Source organism: Janthinobacterium sp. GW823-FHT06H09, from assembly GCF_058794735.1.
Genome location: NZ_JBXAHC010000017.1, coordinates 58,029 through 73,732, shown reverse-complemented (window position 1 = coordinate 73,732; position 15,704 = coordinate 58,029). Strand labels below are relative to the sequence as shown.

The following is a 15,704-nucleotide window of genomic DNA, read 5'->3' as shown; positions in this document are numbered from 1 at the left end:
AGCGGTGTTGAGGGTCTGACCCCGGCCTTTTCGCCGTTCGGACTTATTTCCGAAAGCTCCTGACCGCGTCATTGGCATTCTCGGCAATGACTTGTTGCAGCTTAGGCTGCTTCGCATATTTCACGCGCAAGCGCTTCCACTGCCGCTGCGCCTGACCGCACGAGCTGGCCACGGCTTGCGTGATCTCGCGCTGGCGCGCCTTGTCGTTGTCATCCCATTCGCCGGCGAAGTGCTCGCACATCTGCGCATTTTCGACGAATTTCGCCACGTCTGGCGGCAACTTTTCCTGCGCGCCAGCCAGAAGGGGCAGGCAGGCGAACATGACGGCAAACAGCAGCTTCATCCGATTCTCCTTACTTGCCGATGCAGAAACGGCTGAAGATCACGCCCAGCAAATCGTCAGGCGAAAACTCGCCCGTGATGCTCGACAGCTGCACCTGCGCCAGGCGCAGCTCTTCGGCGAACAGGTCCAGCGACTGGTCGTCCTGCGCCGCGTGCGCGGCGGCGATATCGAGATGCTTGCCGGCCGATTTCAAGGCGATCAGATGGCGTTCGCGCGCCAGGTACAGCGATTCGCCCGTCTGCTGCCAGCCGGCGATGCGCAACAGTTCCGCGCGCAGCAGGTCGATACCGATGTGCTCGTGCGCGGAAAGATACACGTGGGTGGCGTCCGGCATGTTGTCGACGCCGGGCTTGTGGCCAGAGAGATCGATCTTGTTCCACACGCGCACCACGGGCACGCCTTCCGGGAAGGCGGCGACGATGGTTTCATCGGCCAGTGTCGGGCCATGGTCGGCGTCGAGCAGGTGCAAAATCACGTCCGCCTTGCCGATCTCGCCCCAGGTGCGCTCGATGCCGATGCGCTCGACGGCGTCGATGGTGTCGCCCGCGCTGCGGATACCGGCCGTATCGATGATGTTGAGCGGAATGCCTTCGATTTGGATGGTTTCGCTGACCTTGTCGCGCGTGGTGCCGGCGATCGGCGTGACGATGGCCACGTCGGCGCCCGCCAGCGCGTTCAACAGCGACGACTTGCCCACGTTCGGCTGGCCGGCCAGCACCACGTTCAGGCCTTCGCGCAGCAGCGCGCCCTGCGCCGCCTGCGCAAACACTTTATTCAACGCTTCGATGACGGCTTTTAATTGACCGCGCGCATTCGATTTTTCCAGAAAATCGATTTCCTCTTCCGGGAAGTCCAGGGTCGCCTCGACCAGCATCCTTAAACCCGTCACCTGTTCCACCAGCGCGTGGATGGTGTTCGAGAACGCGCCCGACAGCGATTGCGAGGCGGACTTGGCCGCCGCTTCCGTCGAGGCGTCGATCAGGTCGGCCACGGCTTCGGCTTGCGCCAGGTCCAGCTTGTCATTGAGAAAAGCGCGGCGCGTGAATTCGCCCGGTTCGGCCAGGCGCAAGCCGCTGTCCTTGCCCGCTTCGAGCACGCGCGCCAGCAGCAGCTGCAGCACGATGGGGCCGCCGTGGCCCTGCAATTCCAGCACGTCTTCGCCCGTGTAGGAATGCGGGCCCTTGAAGTGGATGGCGATGCCCTGGTCGATGATGCTGCCATCGGCTTCCGTGAACGGCAGATAGGTGGCGTGGCGCGGTTTCAGCGTTTGCGCGCCGAACAGGGCCGTCATCAGCGGGGCGAGATTTTTGCCGGAGGCGCGTACCACGCCGATGCCGCCGCGCCCGGGGGCGGTGGCGATGGCGGCGATAGGGGAAGAGTCGAGTTTCATGGGGATATTGTAATAGGTACGGCAAGGGAAGGTGCAGCAACGTAGGTCGGCTTAGCGCGCAGCGCGTAAGCCGACGCAGCACACGCTGGCGATAGTGTCGGATTACGCGTGGCCTTGCCACGCTAATCCGACCTACAAGAATTAAAAAGCCCGCACTAGGCGGGCTTTTACTTCGCTAACCCTGCTTACACAGTGGACGGCGCGTATTTCTTGGTGATCACCCATTGCTGGCCGATCGACAGGACGTTGTTGACGACCCAGTAGAGTACCAGGCCCGATGGGAAGAAGAAGAACATCACCGAGAATGCCAGTGGCATGAACAGCATCATCTTCGCTTGCATCGGATCGGCCGGGGCCGGGTTCAGCTTGGTCGTGATGTACATCGAGATCGCGTACAGCACCGGCAGGATGCACCATGGGTCATGCTGGGCCAGGTCGGTGATCCAGCCGATCCATGGCGCGCCGCGGATTTCCACGGACGCGTTCAGCACCCAGTACAGGGCGATAAAGACGGGCATCTGGATCAGGATCGGCAGGCAGCCGCCCAGCGGATTGATTTTTTCCGTCTTGTACAGCTCCATCGTGGCCTGGTTCATCTTTTGCGGATCGCCTTTGTAGCGCTCGCGGATCGCCTGCATCTTCGGCGTGACCAGTTTCATCTTGGCCATGCTGCGGTAGCCGGCGGCCGACAGGGGGAAGAACGCCAGCTTGATCAGGATCGTGAAGGCGATGATGGTCCAGCCCCAGTTACCGAGCACGCTGTGGATGTGTTCCATGACCCAGAAGATCGGCTTGGCGATGATGGTCAGCCAGCCGTAATCCTTGACCAGTTCCAGGCCAGGCGAAACGTTTTCCAGCAGGTGCGCGATTTGCGGACCCGAGTACAGCTTGCTGTCCATGCTGGCCGTGGCGCCTGGCGCCAGGGTCGGCAGTGGCAGCACGTTGCCGATGGCGTACAGGTTGGTGCCGAGCTTTTTCGTGAAGATATCGCGCTTGGCGTTTTCAGGCGGAACGAAAGCCGAGACGAAGAAGTGTTGCGAAATCGCAAACCAGCCGCCATTCGCCGTGGCCGGATGCAGGCCTTTCATGGCGTTGTCGTTGCCCTTCTTCTCGTCTTCCACGGCCGCTTTTTCGATTTTCTCGAACGTCAGCTTCTGGTACTTGTCTTGCGGCGTGTACAAGGTCGGACCCGTGAAGCTGCTGTTGAAGAACGAGTCGCCGACCGGCTTGTTGCCGTCATGCGTCAGTTGCAGATACAGCTGCGGCGTGACAGGGGCCGCGCCCACGTTGGCCACGTCGTGGCGCACGTCGATGACGTAGTCGCCGCGCTTGAACGTAAACGTCTTGGTCAGCTTGACGCCGCCTTCGACCGCTTCCATCACCAGTTGCACTTGCTTGCCGTCACCGAGGGTGCGCACGCCAGGCTGCACGGTGAAACCGCTCGCATGGGTGGGGAAAGGACCGCCGACCAGGCCCGACTGCGCCAGGTAGGTGTGGTTCGCGCCTTCGTCGAACAGCACTTCGTTTTGCTTGCCTTCGTCAGGCTGGCACCATTTGAACAGGCCGAAGCAGCCGCCGAACCAGCCCGGATTGCCCGCGCCCTTGAACTTCAGCAATTCCAGACGCTTGACCTGGCCGCCCAGCGTGTCGATATCGACCTTGATGACGTCGGTGGTGATGGTAATCACTTCGCGCTTGAACGCGGCGGGATCGGTCGCTTCGCCAGGCACGGCGGTCGCGCCGGCAGCAGCCAGGGCGGCCGTCTTGGCCGGGGTGACAGGCGCCTTGGCGGTTTGTTCCGTGTTCGCGGAGAACATCGACGGCTTGCCGTTCGAGATCATCCATTCGTTCCAGAGAATTACCAGCGAGACGGAAAACACGATCCACAGGATGGTACGTTTATTGATATCCATTAGGGTATTTGTCAGGAGTGGTTGCAACCGCAAGCGGTCGTTGAAGATTGTTTGCCATCGGCCGGCGGCACCGGGTCGACGCCCCCTTCATTCCAGGGGTGGCAACGGCACAGGCGCTTGGCAGCCAGCAGGCTGCCCTTGGCCGTACCGTGCACGCGCAGCGCTTCCATCGCGTAATGCGAACAGCTCGGATAGAAACGGCAATTCTGTCCCAGCATGGGGCTGATCAGCAACTGATAAGCACGCAGCAGGAACAGCAGCAGGGTTTTCATGGCGCGGATGGTGGTGGCGCAGCAACAGAACGGGCCTGGGCGGCGATTTGCGCCGCGAACAGGCGGCTCAATTCTTCACGCAGCTCGGCTTTGAGCTTGCTCGTGGTGGCCGGGCCATCCTTGCTGTTGACGGCGCGCGACAAACGCACCACGCAGTCGACCGGCGGCATCGCGCTGTTGCGAAACAGCTCGCGCGTGACGCGCTTGATCGTGTTGCGGGTCGCCGCGCGCGGCGCGAAACGCTTGGCCACAACGACGCCCAGCCGCGCATGCGGCAATTGATTGTGTCGGGTGTACAGCACAAAATGCGCTGTTTTTTGCGAAGGGCGCAAACGAAAAACGGATGAAAATTCATCCGTTTTAACGATACGCCGAAAGCGCGCGAAGTCGTGTGAACCTTCGCGTTGATTGCCGACTGGAGTACAGCTAGCCACGCGATCAGCTGTCAACGACAAGCCTAGACGGCCAGACGTTTGCGGCCCTTTGCGCGACGTGCGTTGAGCACATCACGGCCACCACGGGTAGCCATACGAGCGCGGAAGCCGTGCGTACGCTTGCGGCGAACGACGGAAGGTTGGTAAGTACGTTTCATGTTGGTCTCGCTAAAAACAAAAAAAATGCAAAATCGGGTCTGACGTCCCGTCAGTTTTTGGTGCCAATGACAATCGCGCACTTATGCCAAGGCACAAGCTGGCCAATCTCATCGCCCGCTTGAACGCGCACCAAATCGACTACGCGGAGCGATTTGCGGCCTCCGGTGCTCACTGTGCCTTCGCACAGCTGCGCGCCTCAGCCACAACTCATCACCGCTCGCTACGATTTGGTACTGCGTCGTTAATCCACGCTTAGTCCATATTGTCGTTCCAAATGAATAAACACGGAATACGGGCGGGGAACCCTGAATTATTCAGCATATGCCCCCCTCTTGTCAAGGATTGCCGTGATCGCCTGGAAATTTGCGCGCGGCTCCCCACCTGCGCCGCAGGCCGCGCCAGCACTGCCTGTGACGGGATAACCGGGGGATAAGTCGCTTCTTATACACATGGCGCCCCACCCCACCCCACAAAAATAAGCGTCGTGCCTGTGGATAACTTTGTCAGTCGGGAGTAGAATAGCGCGTTACGTGTGGCGAGCCCTCGCGCGACGCCGGCCTTGCAACACGGTGACCGCAGGGCAGAATCGATACGCCCTCCCACACCTTTTCACATAGACATACATGGATAATTTCTGGCAGGCCTGTTCCGCGCAGTTGGAACTGGAGCTGACACCGCAACAATTCAGTGCGTGGATCAAACCGCTTATCCCTCTCGATTACGAAGAGGGCAAGCTGCGCATTGCTGCGCCCAATCGCTTCAAGCTCGATTGGGTCAAGACCCAGTTCGCCAGCCGCATCACGGCGCTGGCCATACAGTACTTCGAAGCGCCGACGGAAGTGCAGTTCGTGCTCGACCCGCGCCTGGCCCTGCCGAAAAAGCCAGTCACCGCCAGCACCCCGGCCAGCGATCCGAATGGCGGCGCGCCCAGCGCCCGCCCGGCGGAGCCGCAGCCGAGCGTGCCGGAACTGAGCATCGGCGCCGCGCCGCGACGCGAGCAAAGCCGCATCAACACCGACCTGACCTTCGACAGCTTCGTGACCGGCAAGGCCAACCAGCTGGCGCGCGCCGCCGCCATCCAGGTGGCGAACAATCCGGGCGTGTCGTATAACCCGCTGTTCTTCTACGGCGGCGTCGGCCTGGGTAAAACCCACTTGATCCACGCCATCGGCAACCAGGTGATGGCCGACAATCCGGGCGCGAAGATCCGCTACATCCACGCGGAACAGTACGTCCGCGACGTAGTGACCGCTTACCAGCGCAAGGGTTTCGACGATTTCAAGCACTACTATCACTCGCTCGACATGCTGCTGATCGATGATATCCAGTTCTTTGGCGGCAAGAGCCGCACGCAGGAAGAGTTTTTCTATGCATTCGAGGCATTAATTGCTGCGAAGAAACAGATCATCATCACCTCGGATACGTATCCGAAAGAAATCACGGGCATGGACGACCGCCTGATTTCGCGCTTCGACTCGGGCCTGACGGTGGCCATCGAACCGCCGGAACTGGAAATGCGCGTGGCGATTCTGTTGAAAAAAGCCAAGCAGGAAGGCGTGACCTTCTCGGACGACGTGGCCTTCTTTGTCGCCAAGCACTTGCGCTCGAACGTGCGCGAACTGGAAGGCGCGCTGCGCAAGATCCTCGCGTACTCGCGTTTCCATGGCAAAGACATCACCATCGATATCGTCAAGGAAGCCCTGAAGGACTTGCTGTCGGTGCAAAACCGCCAGATTTCCGTGGAAAACATCCAGAAAACGGTGGCCGACTTCTTCAATATCAAGGTGGCCGACATGTATTCGAAGCGCCGCCCCGCGAATATCGCCCGGCCGCGCCAGATCGCCATGTACCTGGCCAAGGAATTGACACAGAAGAGTCTGCCGGAAATCGGCGAGCTGTTCGGCGGCCGCGACCACACCACGGTGCTGCATGCCGTGCGCAAGATCGCGCTGGACCGCACCAAAAATCCGGAATGCAACCATGAATTGCATGTGCTGGAGCAAACATTGAAAGGCTAAGAACGCCTGATCAAACCTACTGCGCGTCGCGATTCGCGGCCTCCGATGCTCACTGTGCTAAAGCACAGCTCCGCGTCTCGGCCACGACTGACTGCCGCTCGCTACGGTTTTGTCAGGCGTTGCAAGCACGACTGGGCAAGACTGGCTCAAAACGTGCTTTACCCTTATTATCTGGGAGGGCGCCGCAGCCGGTCTGTCGGGGCTCCCCATGGCGAGAATTGTTAAATTAATACGTTAAACGTCGTACTGTTCAACCTATACATTGAGGATAAATATGCAATTGGTCAAAACCACCCGAGATACCCTTCTCCGGCCACTGCAGATCGTGAGCGGTATTGTCGAGCGTCGGCACACTATGCCGATTCTGGCCAATATCCTCATCCGCAAAGACGGTGAAAATGTCTCCTTCCTGTCGACCGACACTGAAGTGCAGATCACCACGCACGCGGAAATCGGTTCCGGCGCGGACGTCACCGGTACCACCGTGGCCGCGCGCAAGCTGCTCGACATTTTGCGCGCGCTGCCCGAATCGGGCGACGTCACGATGACCCTGCTCAACAAGCGCCTGACCGTGCAAACGGGCAAGTCGCGCTTCGCGCTGCAAACCCTGGCGGCGGAAGAGTTTCCAACCGTGCAACAGGCGGAGAGCTACAACGCGTCCGTCACCCTGCCCCAAAAAACGCTGAAGCACCTGTTCAACATGGTGCATTTCTCGATGGCGCAGCAAGACATCCGGTATTACCTGAACGGCTTGCTGCTGGTTCTGGATGGCAATAATGTCATCGCCGTGGCCACCGACGGCCACCGCCTGGCGTTTTGCCAGGTCGCCACCGAGCAGACGTTCGCGCGCCAGGAAGTCATTATTCCGCGCAAGACCATCATCGAACTGCAGCGCCTGCTGGAAGAGAACGATGAGCCGGTGCAGCTGGACATCGCCGCCAACCAGGTGAAACTGACCTTTGCCGACATCGAGCTGATCTCGAAGCTGGTGGAAGGCAAGTTCCCCGACTACACGCGCGTGATTCCTAAAGGCTACAAGAACGACTTCACCATCGGCCGCGATGAACTGCTGCGCTCGCTGCAACGTGCCGCCATCATGACCAGCGACAAGTTCAAGGGCGTGCGCTGCATTATCACCCCAGGCAGCATGAAGATCAGCTCCACCAATGCGGACCAGGAAGAAGCCGTCGAAGAGCTGGAAATCGACTACGGCGGCGACTCCGTCGATATCGGCTTCAACGTGACGTATCTGCTGGACGTGCTGAACAACCTGAAATGCGAATACGTCAACATCGCGCTGGGCGACTCGAACTCGTCCGCCCTGATCTCCATCCCGGACAATGCCGACTTCAAGTATGTCGTCATGCCGATGCGGATCTAAAGACCACAGCAGTGACGTAGGTCGGATGAGCGCAGCGTCATCCGACATGCTGAGCGCCGTCTGTCGGGTTACGCCGTTCCGGCTAATCCGACCTGCGGTCATCAGCCAGCAGCCCCGAATCAATCAGCAATCGTTATTTGAGAAAGCAGTCCATGTCCGAGAATCCACAAGACACCCCGATCCAGGCCAAAACGGAAGAATACGGCGCCTCCTCCATCCAGATCCTGGAAGGCCTGGAAGCCGTACGCAAACGCCCGGGCATGTACATTGGCGACACCTCGGACGGCACCGGCTTGCACCATCTGGTATTCGAAGTGCTGGACAACTCCATCGATGAATCGCTGGCCGGCCACTGCACGGAAATCCACGTCACCATCCACAGCGACAATTCGATCTCGATCACCGACAATGGCCGCGGCGTGCCGACCGGCCTGAAAATGGACGACAAGCACGATCCGAAGCGTTCGGCGGCGGAAATCGTCATGACGGAACTGCACGCGGGCGGCAAGTTCGACCAGAACTCCTATAAAGTCTCGGGCGGTTTGCACGGCGTGGGCGTGTCCTGCGTGAATGGCCTGTCGAAATTGCTGAAACTGACCATCCGCCGCGACGGCAAGGTCCATTACATGGAATTCGTGCGCGGCGTGCCGCAAGACCGCCAGATCGTCATGGTCGGCGACGTCGCCACCTCCCCGATCAAGGTCATCGGCGACACCGACAAGCGCGGCACCGACGTGCATTTCTGGGCCGATGAAGAGATTTTCACGCACGTGGAATTCCACTACGAAATCCTGGCCAAGCGCATCCGCGAACTGTCCTTCCTGAACAATGGCGTCAACATCAAGTTGTCCGACCAGCGCACGGGCAAGGAAGAAATCTTCGCTTTCGAAGGCGGCACGCGCGGCTTCGTCGAATACATCAACAAGGCCAAATCGGTCTTGCACCCGACCATTTTCCAGGCTACGGGCGAGCGCCTGTCGGACCAGAATACGAACATCTCGGTCGACGTGTCGATGCAGTGGAACGATGCCTACAATGAACAGGTGTTGTGCTTCACGAATAACATCCCGCAACGCGACGGCGGCACCCACCTGACGGGCTTGCGCGCGGCCATGACGCGCGTGATCAACAAATACATCGATGAACACGAGTTCGCCAAGAAGGCGAAAGTGGAAATCAGCGGCGACGACATGCGCGAAGGCCTGACCTGCGTCCTGTCGGTGAAAGTGCCGGAACCGAAATTCTCGTCGCAGACGAAAGACAAGCTGGTATCGAGCGAAGTGCGCGGTCCTGTCGAAGAGATCGTCGCCAAGACCCTGGCCGATTACCTGCAAGAAAAACCGAACGACGCCAAGATCATTTGCGGCAAGATCGTCGAAGCGGCACGTGCCCGTGAAGCGGCCCGCAAGGCGCGCGACCTGACGCGCCGCAAAGGCATCATGGATGGCCTGGGCCTGTCGGCCAAGCTGGCCGACTGCCAGGAAAAAGACCCCGCCCTGTGCGAACTGTACATCGTCGAGGGTGACTCGGCAGGCGGCTCGGCAAAACAGGGACGCGACCGCAAGTTCCAGGCGATCCTGCCGCTGCGCGGTAAAGTCTTGAACGTGGAAAAAGCCCGTTTCGAAAAAATGCTGTCCTCGGAGCAGATCACCACCCTGATCGCCACCCTCGGCACCTCGATCGGACCGGACGAATTCAACGTCGAGAAGCTGCGCTACCACCGCATCATCATCATGACCGATGCGGACGTCGACGGCGCCCACATCCGTACCCTGCTGCTGACCCTGTTCTACCGCCAGATGCCGCAACTGGTCGAGCGCGGCCACATCTACATCGCGCAACCGCCGCTGTACAAGGTGAAAGCAGGCCGCGACGAGCGCTATCTGAAAGATGACGCCGAGGAAGCGAGCTACATGATGACGGTGGCGCTGAACACGGCCGTGCTGGTGCCGCGCACAGGCGCGGAAGGCATTTCCGGCGACACCCTGACGGAACTGGTGCGCAAGTTCAACCTGTCGAACACCATCATGACGCGTCTGACGCGCGTCATCGACCGCGCTGCCCTGACGGCCATCATGACGGGCGTGCAGCTGGACCTGTCGACCTTGGACCTGGCCGAAGCTTCCGCCCTGGCCCTGCAGACGGCCATCAACGACAGCGCCGTGAAAGTGCATGTGCGTTCCGACGACTTGTCGGAAAAACACATGCTGCGCATCGAGCGCATGCACCACGGCAACATCAAAGTCAGCGCCATCGACGCCGACTTCGTGCAAGGCCCGGACTACGCCGTGCTGAGCAGCGGCGCCGCCACCTTCGAAGGCCTGATCGGCGAAGGCGCGTTTGTCCGCCGCGGCGAAGGCGAGCGCATGAAGGAAATCGCCGTGGTCGACTTCCACCAAGCCATGCAATGGCTGCGCGACGAAGCCGAACGCACCGTCTCGAAACAGCGCTACAAAGGTCTGGGCGAAATGAACCCGGACCAGCTGTGGGAAACGACGATGGACCCGACCGTACGCCGCTTGTTGAAAGTGCAGATCGAAGACGCGATTGCGGCGGACCAGATCTTCACGACGCTGATGGGCGACGACGTGGAACCACGCCGCGCCTTCATCGAAAACAACGCGCTGCGCGCGGGCAATATCGACGTGTAAGCCAGCTTGCTGGTTTGCGTTGCAGCCAAGGCGGCCCTCTCGGGGCCGCTTTTTTTTATGCGCGCCAAAATCCTGCCCTTCCATTGACATACTTGCCAAAAGCAAGCAATAATCTGCCATAAGCAAGCATATGGGAGGCATTAGATGCATACGGATCAACTCGGTGAACGCACGGAGATCGTGCGTCGTTTTAATCGTTTCTATACGCGCCAGATTGGAGTGCTGCATGAACACCTGCTGGACAGCGCATTCTCTCTGACGGAAGTGCGCATCCTCTACGAACTGGCGCACCGGGAGCAATTGACCAGTGCGGACCTGTGCCGCGAGCTGGGCTTGAATGCGGGCTATCTGAGCCGGGTGATTGCCGGGTTCGAAAAGCAGGGGCTGATCGCCAAGACGCGCTCGCCGACGGATGCGCGCGCCACGCAATTGCAGCTGACCGAACAGGGCCAAAGCACCCTCGCGCCACTGGTCGAGGCATCGCGGCGCGAAGTGGCGGCCATGCTGGAGCGCTTGCCGCCGACGGAGCAGCAGGAGCTGGTCGCTGCCATGGAGCAGATCCAGGGCTTGCTGGGAGAGCCATCGCCCAGCTCATCGCCCAGCTATATCCTGCGCAATCCGCAGCCGGGCGACATGGGCTGGATCATCCACCGGCAAGCCGTGCTGTATGCGCAGGAATATGGCTGGAACAACGAGTACGAGGCACTCGTTGCCGAGATCCTCGCCAAATTCGTGCGGGAATTCAATCCTGCCCGTGAGCGCTGCTGGATCGCCGAGAAGGACGGCAAGGTGATCGGCTCCGTCTTCATCGTGCGCCAGGACGACACGACGGCCAAGCTGCGCCTGCTGTACGTCGATCCCTGCGCGCGTGGCCTGGGTATCGGCAGCCGCCTGGTCGATGAATGCCTGCGCTTCAGCCGCCAGGTCGGCTATACGAAAATGGTGTTGTGGACCAACAGCATCCTCACCGATGCCCGGCGCATCTACGACAAGGCCGGTTTCCAGCTGGTCGAGGAAGAGGCGCATCACAGCTTTGGCAAGGACCTGGTCGGCCAGGTACTGGCGCGCGACCTGTAGGCAGGCGCTTGCCGGCGCCTGGCGTGGCAGCGACTGTGGCGGCGGCAGGACAGTGGCCGCCAATTTCCTCGCCCATCTCCCCACTGCCCCCAAGAAACCAGTACACTAGTTCCTGAGCGCAACTAATTTTGTACGCGCGTCATGCCGCCTGCCGTTGCCGGGAGGCGCCCCTGCCGCAAGGCGTGTTGTCTCTGGACAAATGCAATGTTCACTTCGCGCAGCCTGTCGCCTGCCTTCTATTACCTGTTCTTTTCAGGAGAACGGGAGCAGCAGCAGCGCTTTTTCAAGGAACTGCATTTCATTTCGATAGCCATCCTGACGTTTGGCCTGGCTTGCTGGCTGGTCACATTCAGCCTGACCTTGTCGCGCGCGTCGCTCGATCATGCGCAGGCGGCGCTGGGCGTGACGGGCATGCTGGTCGGGCTGCTGCTGACCGTGTATGCGAAGTCCTTGCAGGCGATTATCACCAGCGGCACCATCAGCGTGCTGTTCATCGCTTTTGGCTTTCGCGTGCTGATGCTGGGCACGGAAGACCCCGCTTTCTGGGTATTGCCGCTGGGCGTGATGATCACGCTGACGACGGCGCCCATCTTCAGCGGCATCGCGTATTACCTGGGCGTGTCGCTGTGCGTGTGGGCCATTCTGGGGCTGGGGCAGTTTCCCGTGCATGCGGGCCAGGCCGACCAGCATTGGCCCGTACTGGCCGTCACCATCAGCGTGATCATCGGCCTGGCGCTGAACATCTATTTTCTCATCTTGCGCATCCATAACTACCGCGCCCAGCGCGAGCTGGCGACGATGGCCTACAAGGATGGCTTGACCGGACTCAATAACCGGCGCATGTTCACGCAAAGCGCCCGCGTCCTGCAGCGCACGGCGCGCACGCCCGCGTATTTCCTGATGATCGACATCGACGACTTCAAGCAGATCAATGATGTGCATGGCCATGACGTGGGCGACGAAGTGCTGAAAAGGATCGCCGAGGTGATCGCGGGGCTGTCGGGCGATCACCTGTGCGGCCGCCTGGGCGGCGAGGAATTTGCCGTCATCTACGTGGGTGAAAAGAACGCGGCCTGCGCCTTTGCCGCGCAGCTGGTCGATGCGGTCGAGGCGGCTTTCGTGCCGGAACGCAAGGTGTCCGTCAGCATCGGCATGGCGGAACTGATCAAGGAAGCGGACTTGTCGCACAGCTACCGGCGCGCCGATGAATCCTTGTACCAGGCCAAGAAAAACGGCAAGAACCGCTACGTGTTCAACGCCGCCTGAATACCGCCGTCCGGCGTCGCGTCGAGCAGCGCCAGCAAGGCTTGCGGCGCAATCTTCCACGGATCGCGCTGCTCGGGATCCACCTCGCACCAGCTGTCCTGCGCGCCGATCTTGAGGATGGTCAAGGACATGTTCTTGCTCTCAAAGAAAGCCAGCATGCGGCGGAGCAGTTGGCTGACCTTGGCATGATCTTCCAGGTATAAAGAACACGTATAGAAGCAGCCCTTCTCTCCCATGCGTAATTTCCTGGCCGCGCCGACACGCGAGTGGAGCACGTACTTGTGCAGGAACTCGGTCACGACTTCATCGTCAACGGGCGTACTGCAGGAAATGGTGATCTTGGCCATGGCAAGCGGGGCAGTGATTCAATAGACTAGCTTAGCAGAAAGCTTTTCATTCCTGAAATGCTAAGATCGCGGCGCGCGCATGCCGGCAAGCCGACCGGCCTGGCGTCTCGACAAGGATTGCCATTGAACACCCCAGGAAAATTCACTCTGCGCATGCTGTCGCTGTGCGCCGCCCTGTGCCTGCCGCTTGCCAGCATGGCTCAAGCCGTTTCCGCCGAAGACGCCGCCTTCGTGGCCGCTACCGTGCCTGTCTCCGTGCCATCGCCGCCGCTCAGCCTGAACGAGCATCCGCAAATCCGCGCCGGCGTCTTCAAGCTGCTCGGTTATGCGCGCGGCAACTACACGCAGGGCGATACCCTGATCGCGCTCCAGGTACTCGACAGCATGCGTTCGCTGCCAGACATCCAGCGCACCATGCTGCCCGACGGGCGTTCCGTGCTGGCGTCCATCAACCCCGACACACACGGCGCGCAGCGCGCCGCCATGCTGTTCGATCCGCAACGCAAGCTGTTGGCCCTGGGCCTCGTCAACGGTCATTGCCAGGCCGCCATCGGCGATGCCGTGCCCGCCTGCCTGCCGTCCACCCACGCCATGTTGACGGTGTTTGTTCCGCCGGGCGCGGAGGACGAGATGGCCGCGCCGCTGCTCGTGTGGGCGCGGCAACTGCCGCCCATGCTGGCGCAGGCTGCGCCGGAACAGCGGCAAAGTATTGCTGCGGTGGAATACATCACCACTCTTCCCGGCCAGCCCGGCTGGGAGCCGCGCGACGTGCCGCCCGGCTTTCCCCCCAGCTTGCTGCACCTGTTGCTGCCGGACGCGGAATTGAATAGCAGCGCCAGCGGCGGCAAGCTCATTGCACCTGCGGGCCTGGTCGGTTTGCCCATGCGCACGCCTGCGGAAGCGGCCAAGGCCGGTGACGAGCCCCTGCCCGATGCCAACATCACCCTGCGCAGCTATGCCGATTTCCACTGGGTGCTCAACACCTATGCCAAGCTGGCCAAAGGCGCGCAAGTGCAGGGCCATGACGACAAGGTCGTGTTCACGGGCAGCGATACGAGCGGCCGCTACACGATCACCCTGCGCGAACCGGGCAAGAAAGACAGCGTGCTCATCACGGTGGCCATCTGGCGGAAAAATTAAGGAAGGCGAACAGGGAAAGCATTGCCATTACGCACAAGAGCATGGCATTTTGGCATTTTGCGGTATGATTTCCGGCCGTGCGGCGCGGCCCGATCCCTGCCTTGCCCACCCTGCCCTTCAAGCCAGCCACGCTTGCGTCGCATCCTGCCCTAAGGAATTCATATGTTCGGTTTTAACTTGCGTGTTGCCAAGATGGTGTGGACGGCGTTCCTCATCGCCTTCCTGCTCTTTCTCACCTACAAGGTCTCCTCGACCCTGATCGTGGTCGTCTTTGCCATATTCTTCAGCTACCTCGTGTATCCGCTGATCGGACTGCTGGAGCGCCATGGCCCGAAGCGTCTGCCGCGCACGGCCGCCATCGGCATCGTCTTCCTCGTGGTGATCTTGCTGGTGGCGGTGCTGGGGTCCATCTTCGGGTCGCGCATCGAGGAAGAAGCGATCAAGCTCAGCGATCAGCTGCCGACCTTGCTCAAGGGGAATAATTTTGCCGAACGCATCCCTTTGCCGGAATTCATGGAGCCCTTGCGCGCGCGCCTGCTGTCCTTCATGCAGACGCAGCTGAGCAGCGGTACGGGACAAGCCATGCCGCTGGCGAAGGAACTGGGCTTGACCGTCATGCATGCGGCCAGCAACCTGATCTATCTGGTGCTGGTGCCCGTGCTGAGCTTTTTGCTGATCAAGGAAGGCCCGGACATGCGCGACGGCTTGCTGTCCCTGCTGAACCGCCCGAACAAGAAACTCTGGGGCGCCATCATCGATGACCTCGACATCCTGCTGTCGCGCTATGTACGCGCGCTGCTGCTGTTGTCGATCGCCACGTTTGTCTCCTACAGCATCGCCTTTTCCCTGATGGGCGTGCCGTACAGCCTGCTGCTGGCCGGCGCGGCCGCCTTGCTGGAATTCATCCCGTTTGCCGGTCCGCTGGCGGCGGCCGTCATCGCCGTGGTCGTGGCCGGTTTCAGCGGCTTCGAGCATGTGTTCTGGCTGATCGGCTTTATCGCCGCCTACCGTTTGTTCCAGGATTACGTGGTCAACCCGTATTTGATGAGCGAAGGCGTGGAAGTGAGCCCGCTGATGGTGATCGTCGGCTTGCTGGCCGGCGACCAGTTGGGTGGCGTGGTCGGCATCTTCCTGTCCGTGCCCGTGATGGCGGCCATCAAGATCGTCTTCGTACGCGCGCGGGCAGCCTTGCAGGCGCGCCACGATGCACTGGAGAAAGCCGAACAGGCGGCAGAGGAAGCGCGCGCCCAGGCCCTGGCCGAGGCGGCGCTATTGCAGGAACAGGGCAGCAAGGTGGCCCTGTAACCCCGCTA

At 60.7% G+C, this 15,704-nt stretch carries 14 protein-coding genes; 7 read left to right on the top strand and 7 right to left on the bottom strand.

Annotated elements, in window-relative coordinates; translation table 11 throughout:
* Positions 1–43: 43 nt before the first annotated feature.
* The 6 genes from AC1Q6X_RS24050 to rpmH all read right to left on the bottom strand — a co-directional run bounded on the left by AC1Q6X_RS24050 (position 44) and on the right by rpmH (position 4,510).
* Positions 44–343 carry a hypothetical protein gene (locus tag AC1Q6X_RS24050; protein ID WP_492498614.1) on the bottom strand — a complete coding sequence of 100 codons (300 nt, stop codon included), beginning with the start codon at positions 341–343 and terminating at the stop codon, positions 44–46.
* A 10-nt stretch (positions 344–353) separates the two neighbouring features.
* The gene (gene mnmE / locus AC1Q6X_RS24045; RefSeq protein ID WP_070310263.1) at positions 354–1,733 is read right to left on the bottom strand and encodes a tRNA uridine-5-carboxymethylaminomethyl(34) synthesis GTPase MnmE; all 1,380 of its coding nucleotides are present in this window, start codon (positions 1,731–1,733) and stop codon (positions 354–356) included.
* Positions 1,734–1,918: 185 nt separating this feature from the next.
* Entirely contained in the window at positions 1,919–3,646 is a 1,728-nt protein-coding gene (gene yidC / locus AC1Q6X_RS24040; RefSeq protein ID WP_409027610.1) for a membrane protein insertase YidC, read from the bottom strand.
* Between the two features lie 11 nt (positions 3,647–3,657).
* Positions 3,658–3,918 carry a membrane protein insertion efficiency factor YidD gene (gene yidD, locus AC1Q6X_RS24035; RefSeq protein ID WP_034754335.1) on the bottom strand — a complete coding sequence of 87 codons (261 nt, stop codon included), beginning with the start codon at positions 3,916–3,918 and terminating at the stop codon, positions 3,658–3,660.
* Positions 3,915–4,367 carry a ribonuclease P protein component gene (gene rnpA, locus AC1Q6X_RS24030; protein WP_076569540.1) on the bottom strand — a complete coding sequence of 151 codons (453 nt, stop codon included), beginning with the start codon at positions 4,365–4,367 and terminating at the stop codon, positions 3,915–3,917. Before rnpA ends, yidD begins: the two co-directional genes overlap by 4 nt.
* Positions 4,368–4,375: 8 nt before the next feature.
* Positions 4,376–4,510, bottom strand: coding sequence for a 50S ribosomal protein L34 (rpmH, locus tag AC1Q6X_RS24025; protein ID WP_010401996.1), 135 nt, complete (start codon positions 4,508–4,510; stop codon positions 4,376–4,378).
* 624 nt (positions 4,511–5,134) lie between these two features.
* Here rpmH and dnaA point away from each other — a divergent pair.
* The 5 genes from dnaA to AC1Q6X_RS24000 all read left to right on the top strand — a co-directional run bounded on the left by dnaA (position 5,135) and on the right by AC1Q6X_RS24000 (position 12,904).
* A complete protein-coding gene (gene dnaA / locus AC1Q6X_RS24020) occupies positions 5,135–6,529 on the top strand; it encodes a chromosomal replication initiator protein DnaA (protein WP_070224767.1) in 1,395 nt (464 codons plus the stop codon).
* Between the two features lie 274 nt (positions 6,530–6,803).
* Positions 6,804–7,910, top strand: a complete 1,107-nt coding sequence (gene dnaN, locus AC1Q6X_RS24015) for a DNA polymerase III subunit beta (RefSeq protein WP_034754341.1) — start codon at positions 6,804–6,806, stop codon at positions 7,908–7,910.
* 152 nt (positions 7,911–8,062) lie between these two features.
* Positions 8,063–10,561: a DNA topoisomerase (ATP-hydrolyzing) subunit B gene (gene gyrB / locus AC1Q6X_RS24010; RefSeq protein ID WP_070224768.1), complete on the top strand. Its 2,499-nt coding sequence runs from the start codon at positions 8,063–8,065 to the stop codon at positions 10,559–10,561.
* A 144-nt stretch (positions 10,562–10,705) separates the two neighbouring features.
* Positions 10,706–11,638, top strand: a complete 933-nt coding sequence (locus AC1Q6X_RS24005; protein WP_492498613.1) for a bifunctional helix-turn-helix transcriptional regulator/GNAT family N-acetyltransferase — start codon at positions 10,706–10,708, stop codon at positions 11,636–11,638.
* A 204-nt stretch (positions 11,639–11,842) separates the two neighbouring features.
* Entirely contained in the window at positions 11,843–12,904 is a 1,062-nt protein-coding gene (locus AC1Q6X_RS24000) for a GGDEF domain-containing protein (protein ID WP_492498612.1), read from the top strand.
* On the opposite strand, the gene AC1Q6X_RS23995 is transcribed toward AC1Q6X_RS24000, so the two are convergent.
* The gene (locus AC1Q6X_RS23995) at positions 12,883–13,251 is read right to left on the bottom strand and encodes a hypothetical protein (RefSeq protein ID WP_492498611.1); all 369 of its coding nucleotides are present in this window, start codon (positions 13,249–13,251) and stop codon (positions 12,883–12,885) included. The genes AC1Q6X_RS24000 and AC1Q6X_RS23995 overlap by 22 nt on opposite strands.
* A gap of 123 nt (positions 13,252–13,374) precedes the next feature.
* Here AC1Q6X_RS23995 and AC1Q6X_RS23990 point away from each other — a divergent pair, with 123 nt between their 5' ends.
* Positions 13,375–14,391: a hypothetical protein gene (locus AC1Q6X_RS23990; RefSeq protein WP_492498610.1), complete on the top strand. Its 1,017-nt coding sequence runs from the start codon at positions 13,375–13,377 to the stop codon at positions 14,389–14,391.
* A gap of 162 nt (positions 14,392–14,553) precedes the next feature.
* A complete protein-coding gene (locus AC1Q6X_RS23985) occupies positions 14,554–15,696 on the top strand; it encodes an AI-2E family transporter (RefSeq protein WP_070224773.1) in 1,143 nt (380 codons plus the stop codon).
* Positions 15,697–15,704 lie beyond the last annotated feature (8 nt).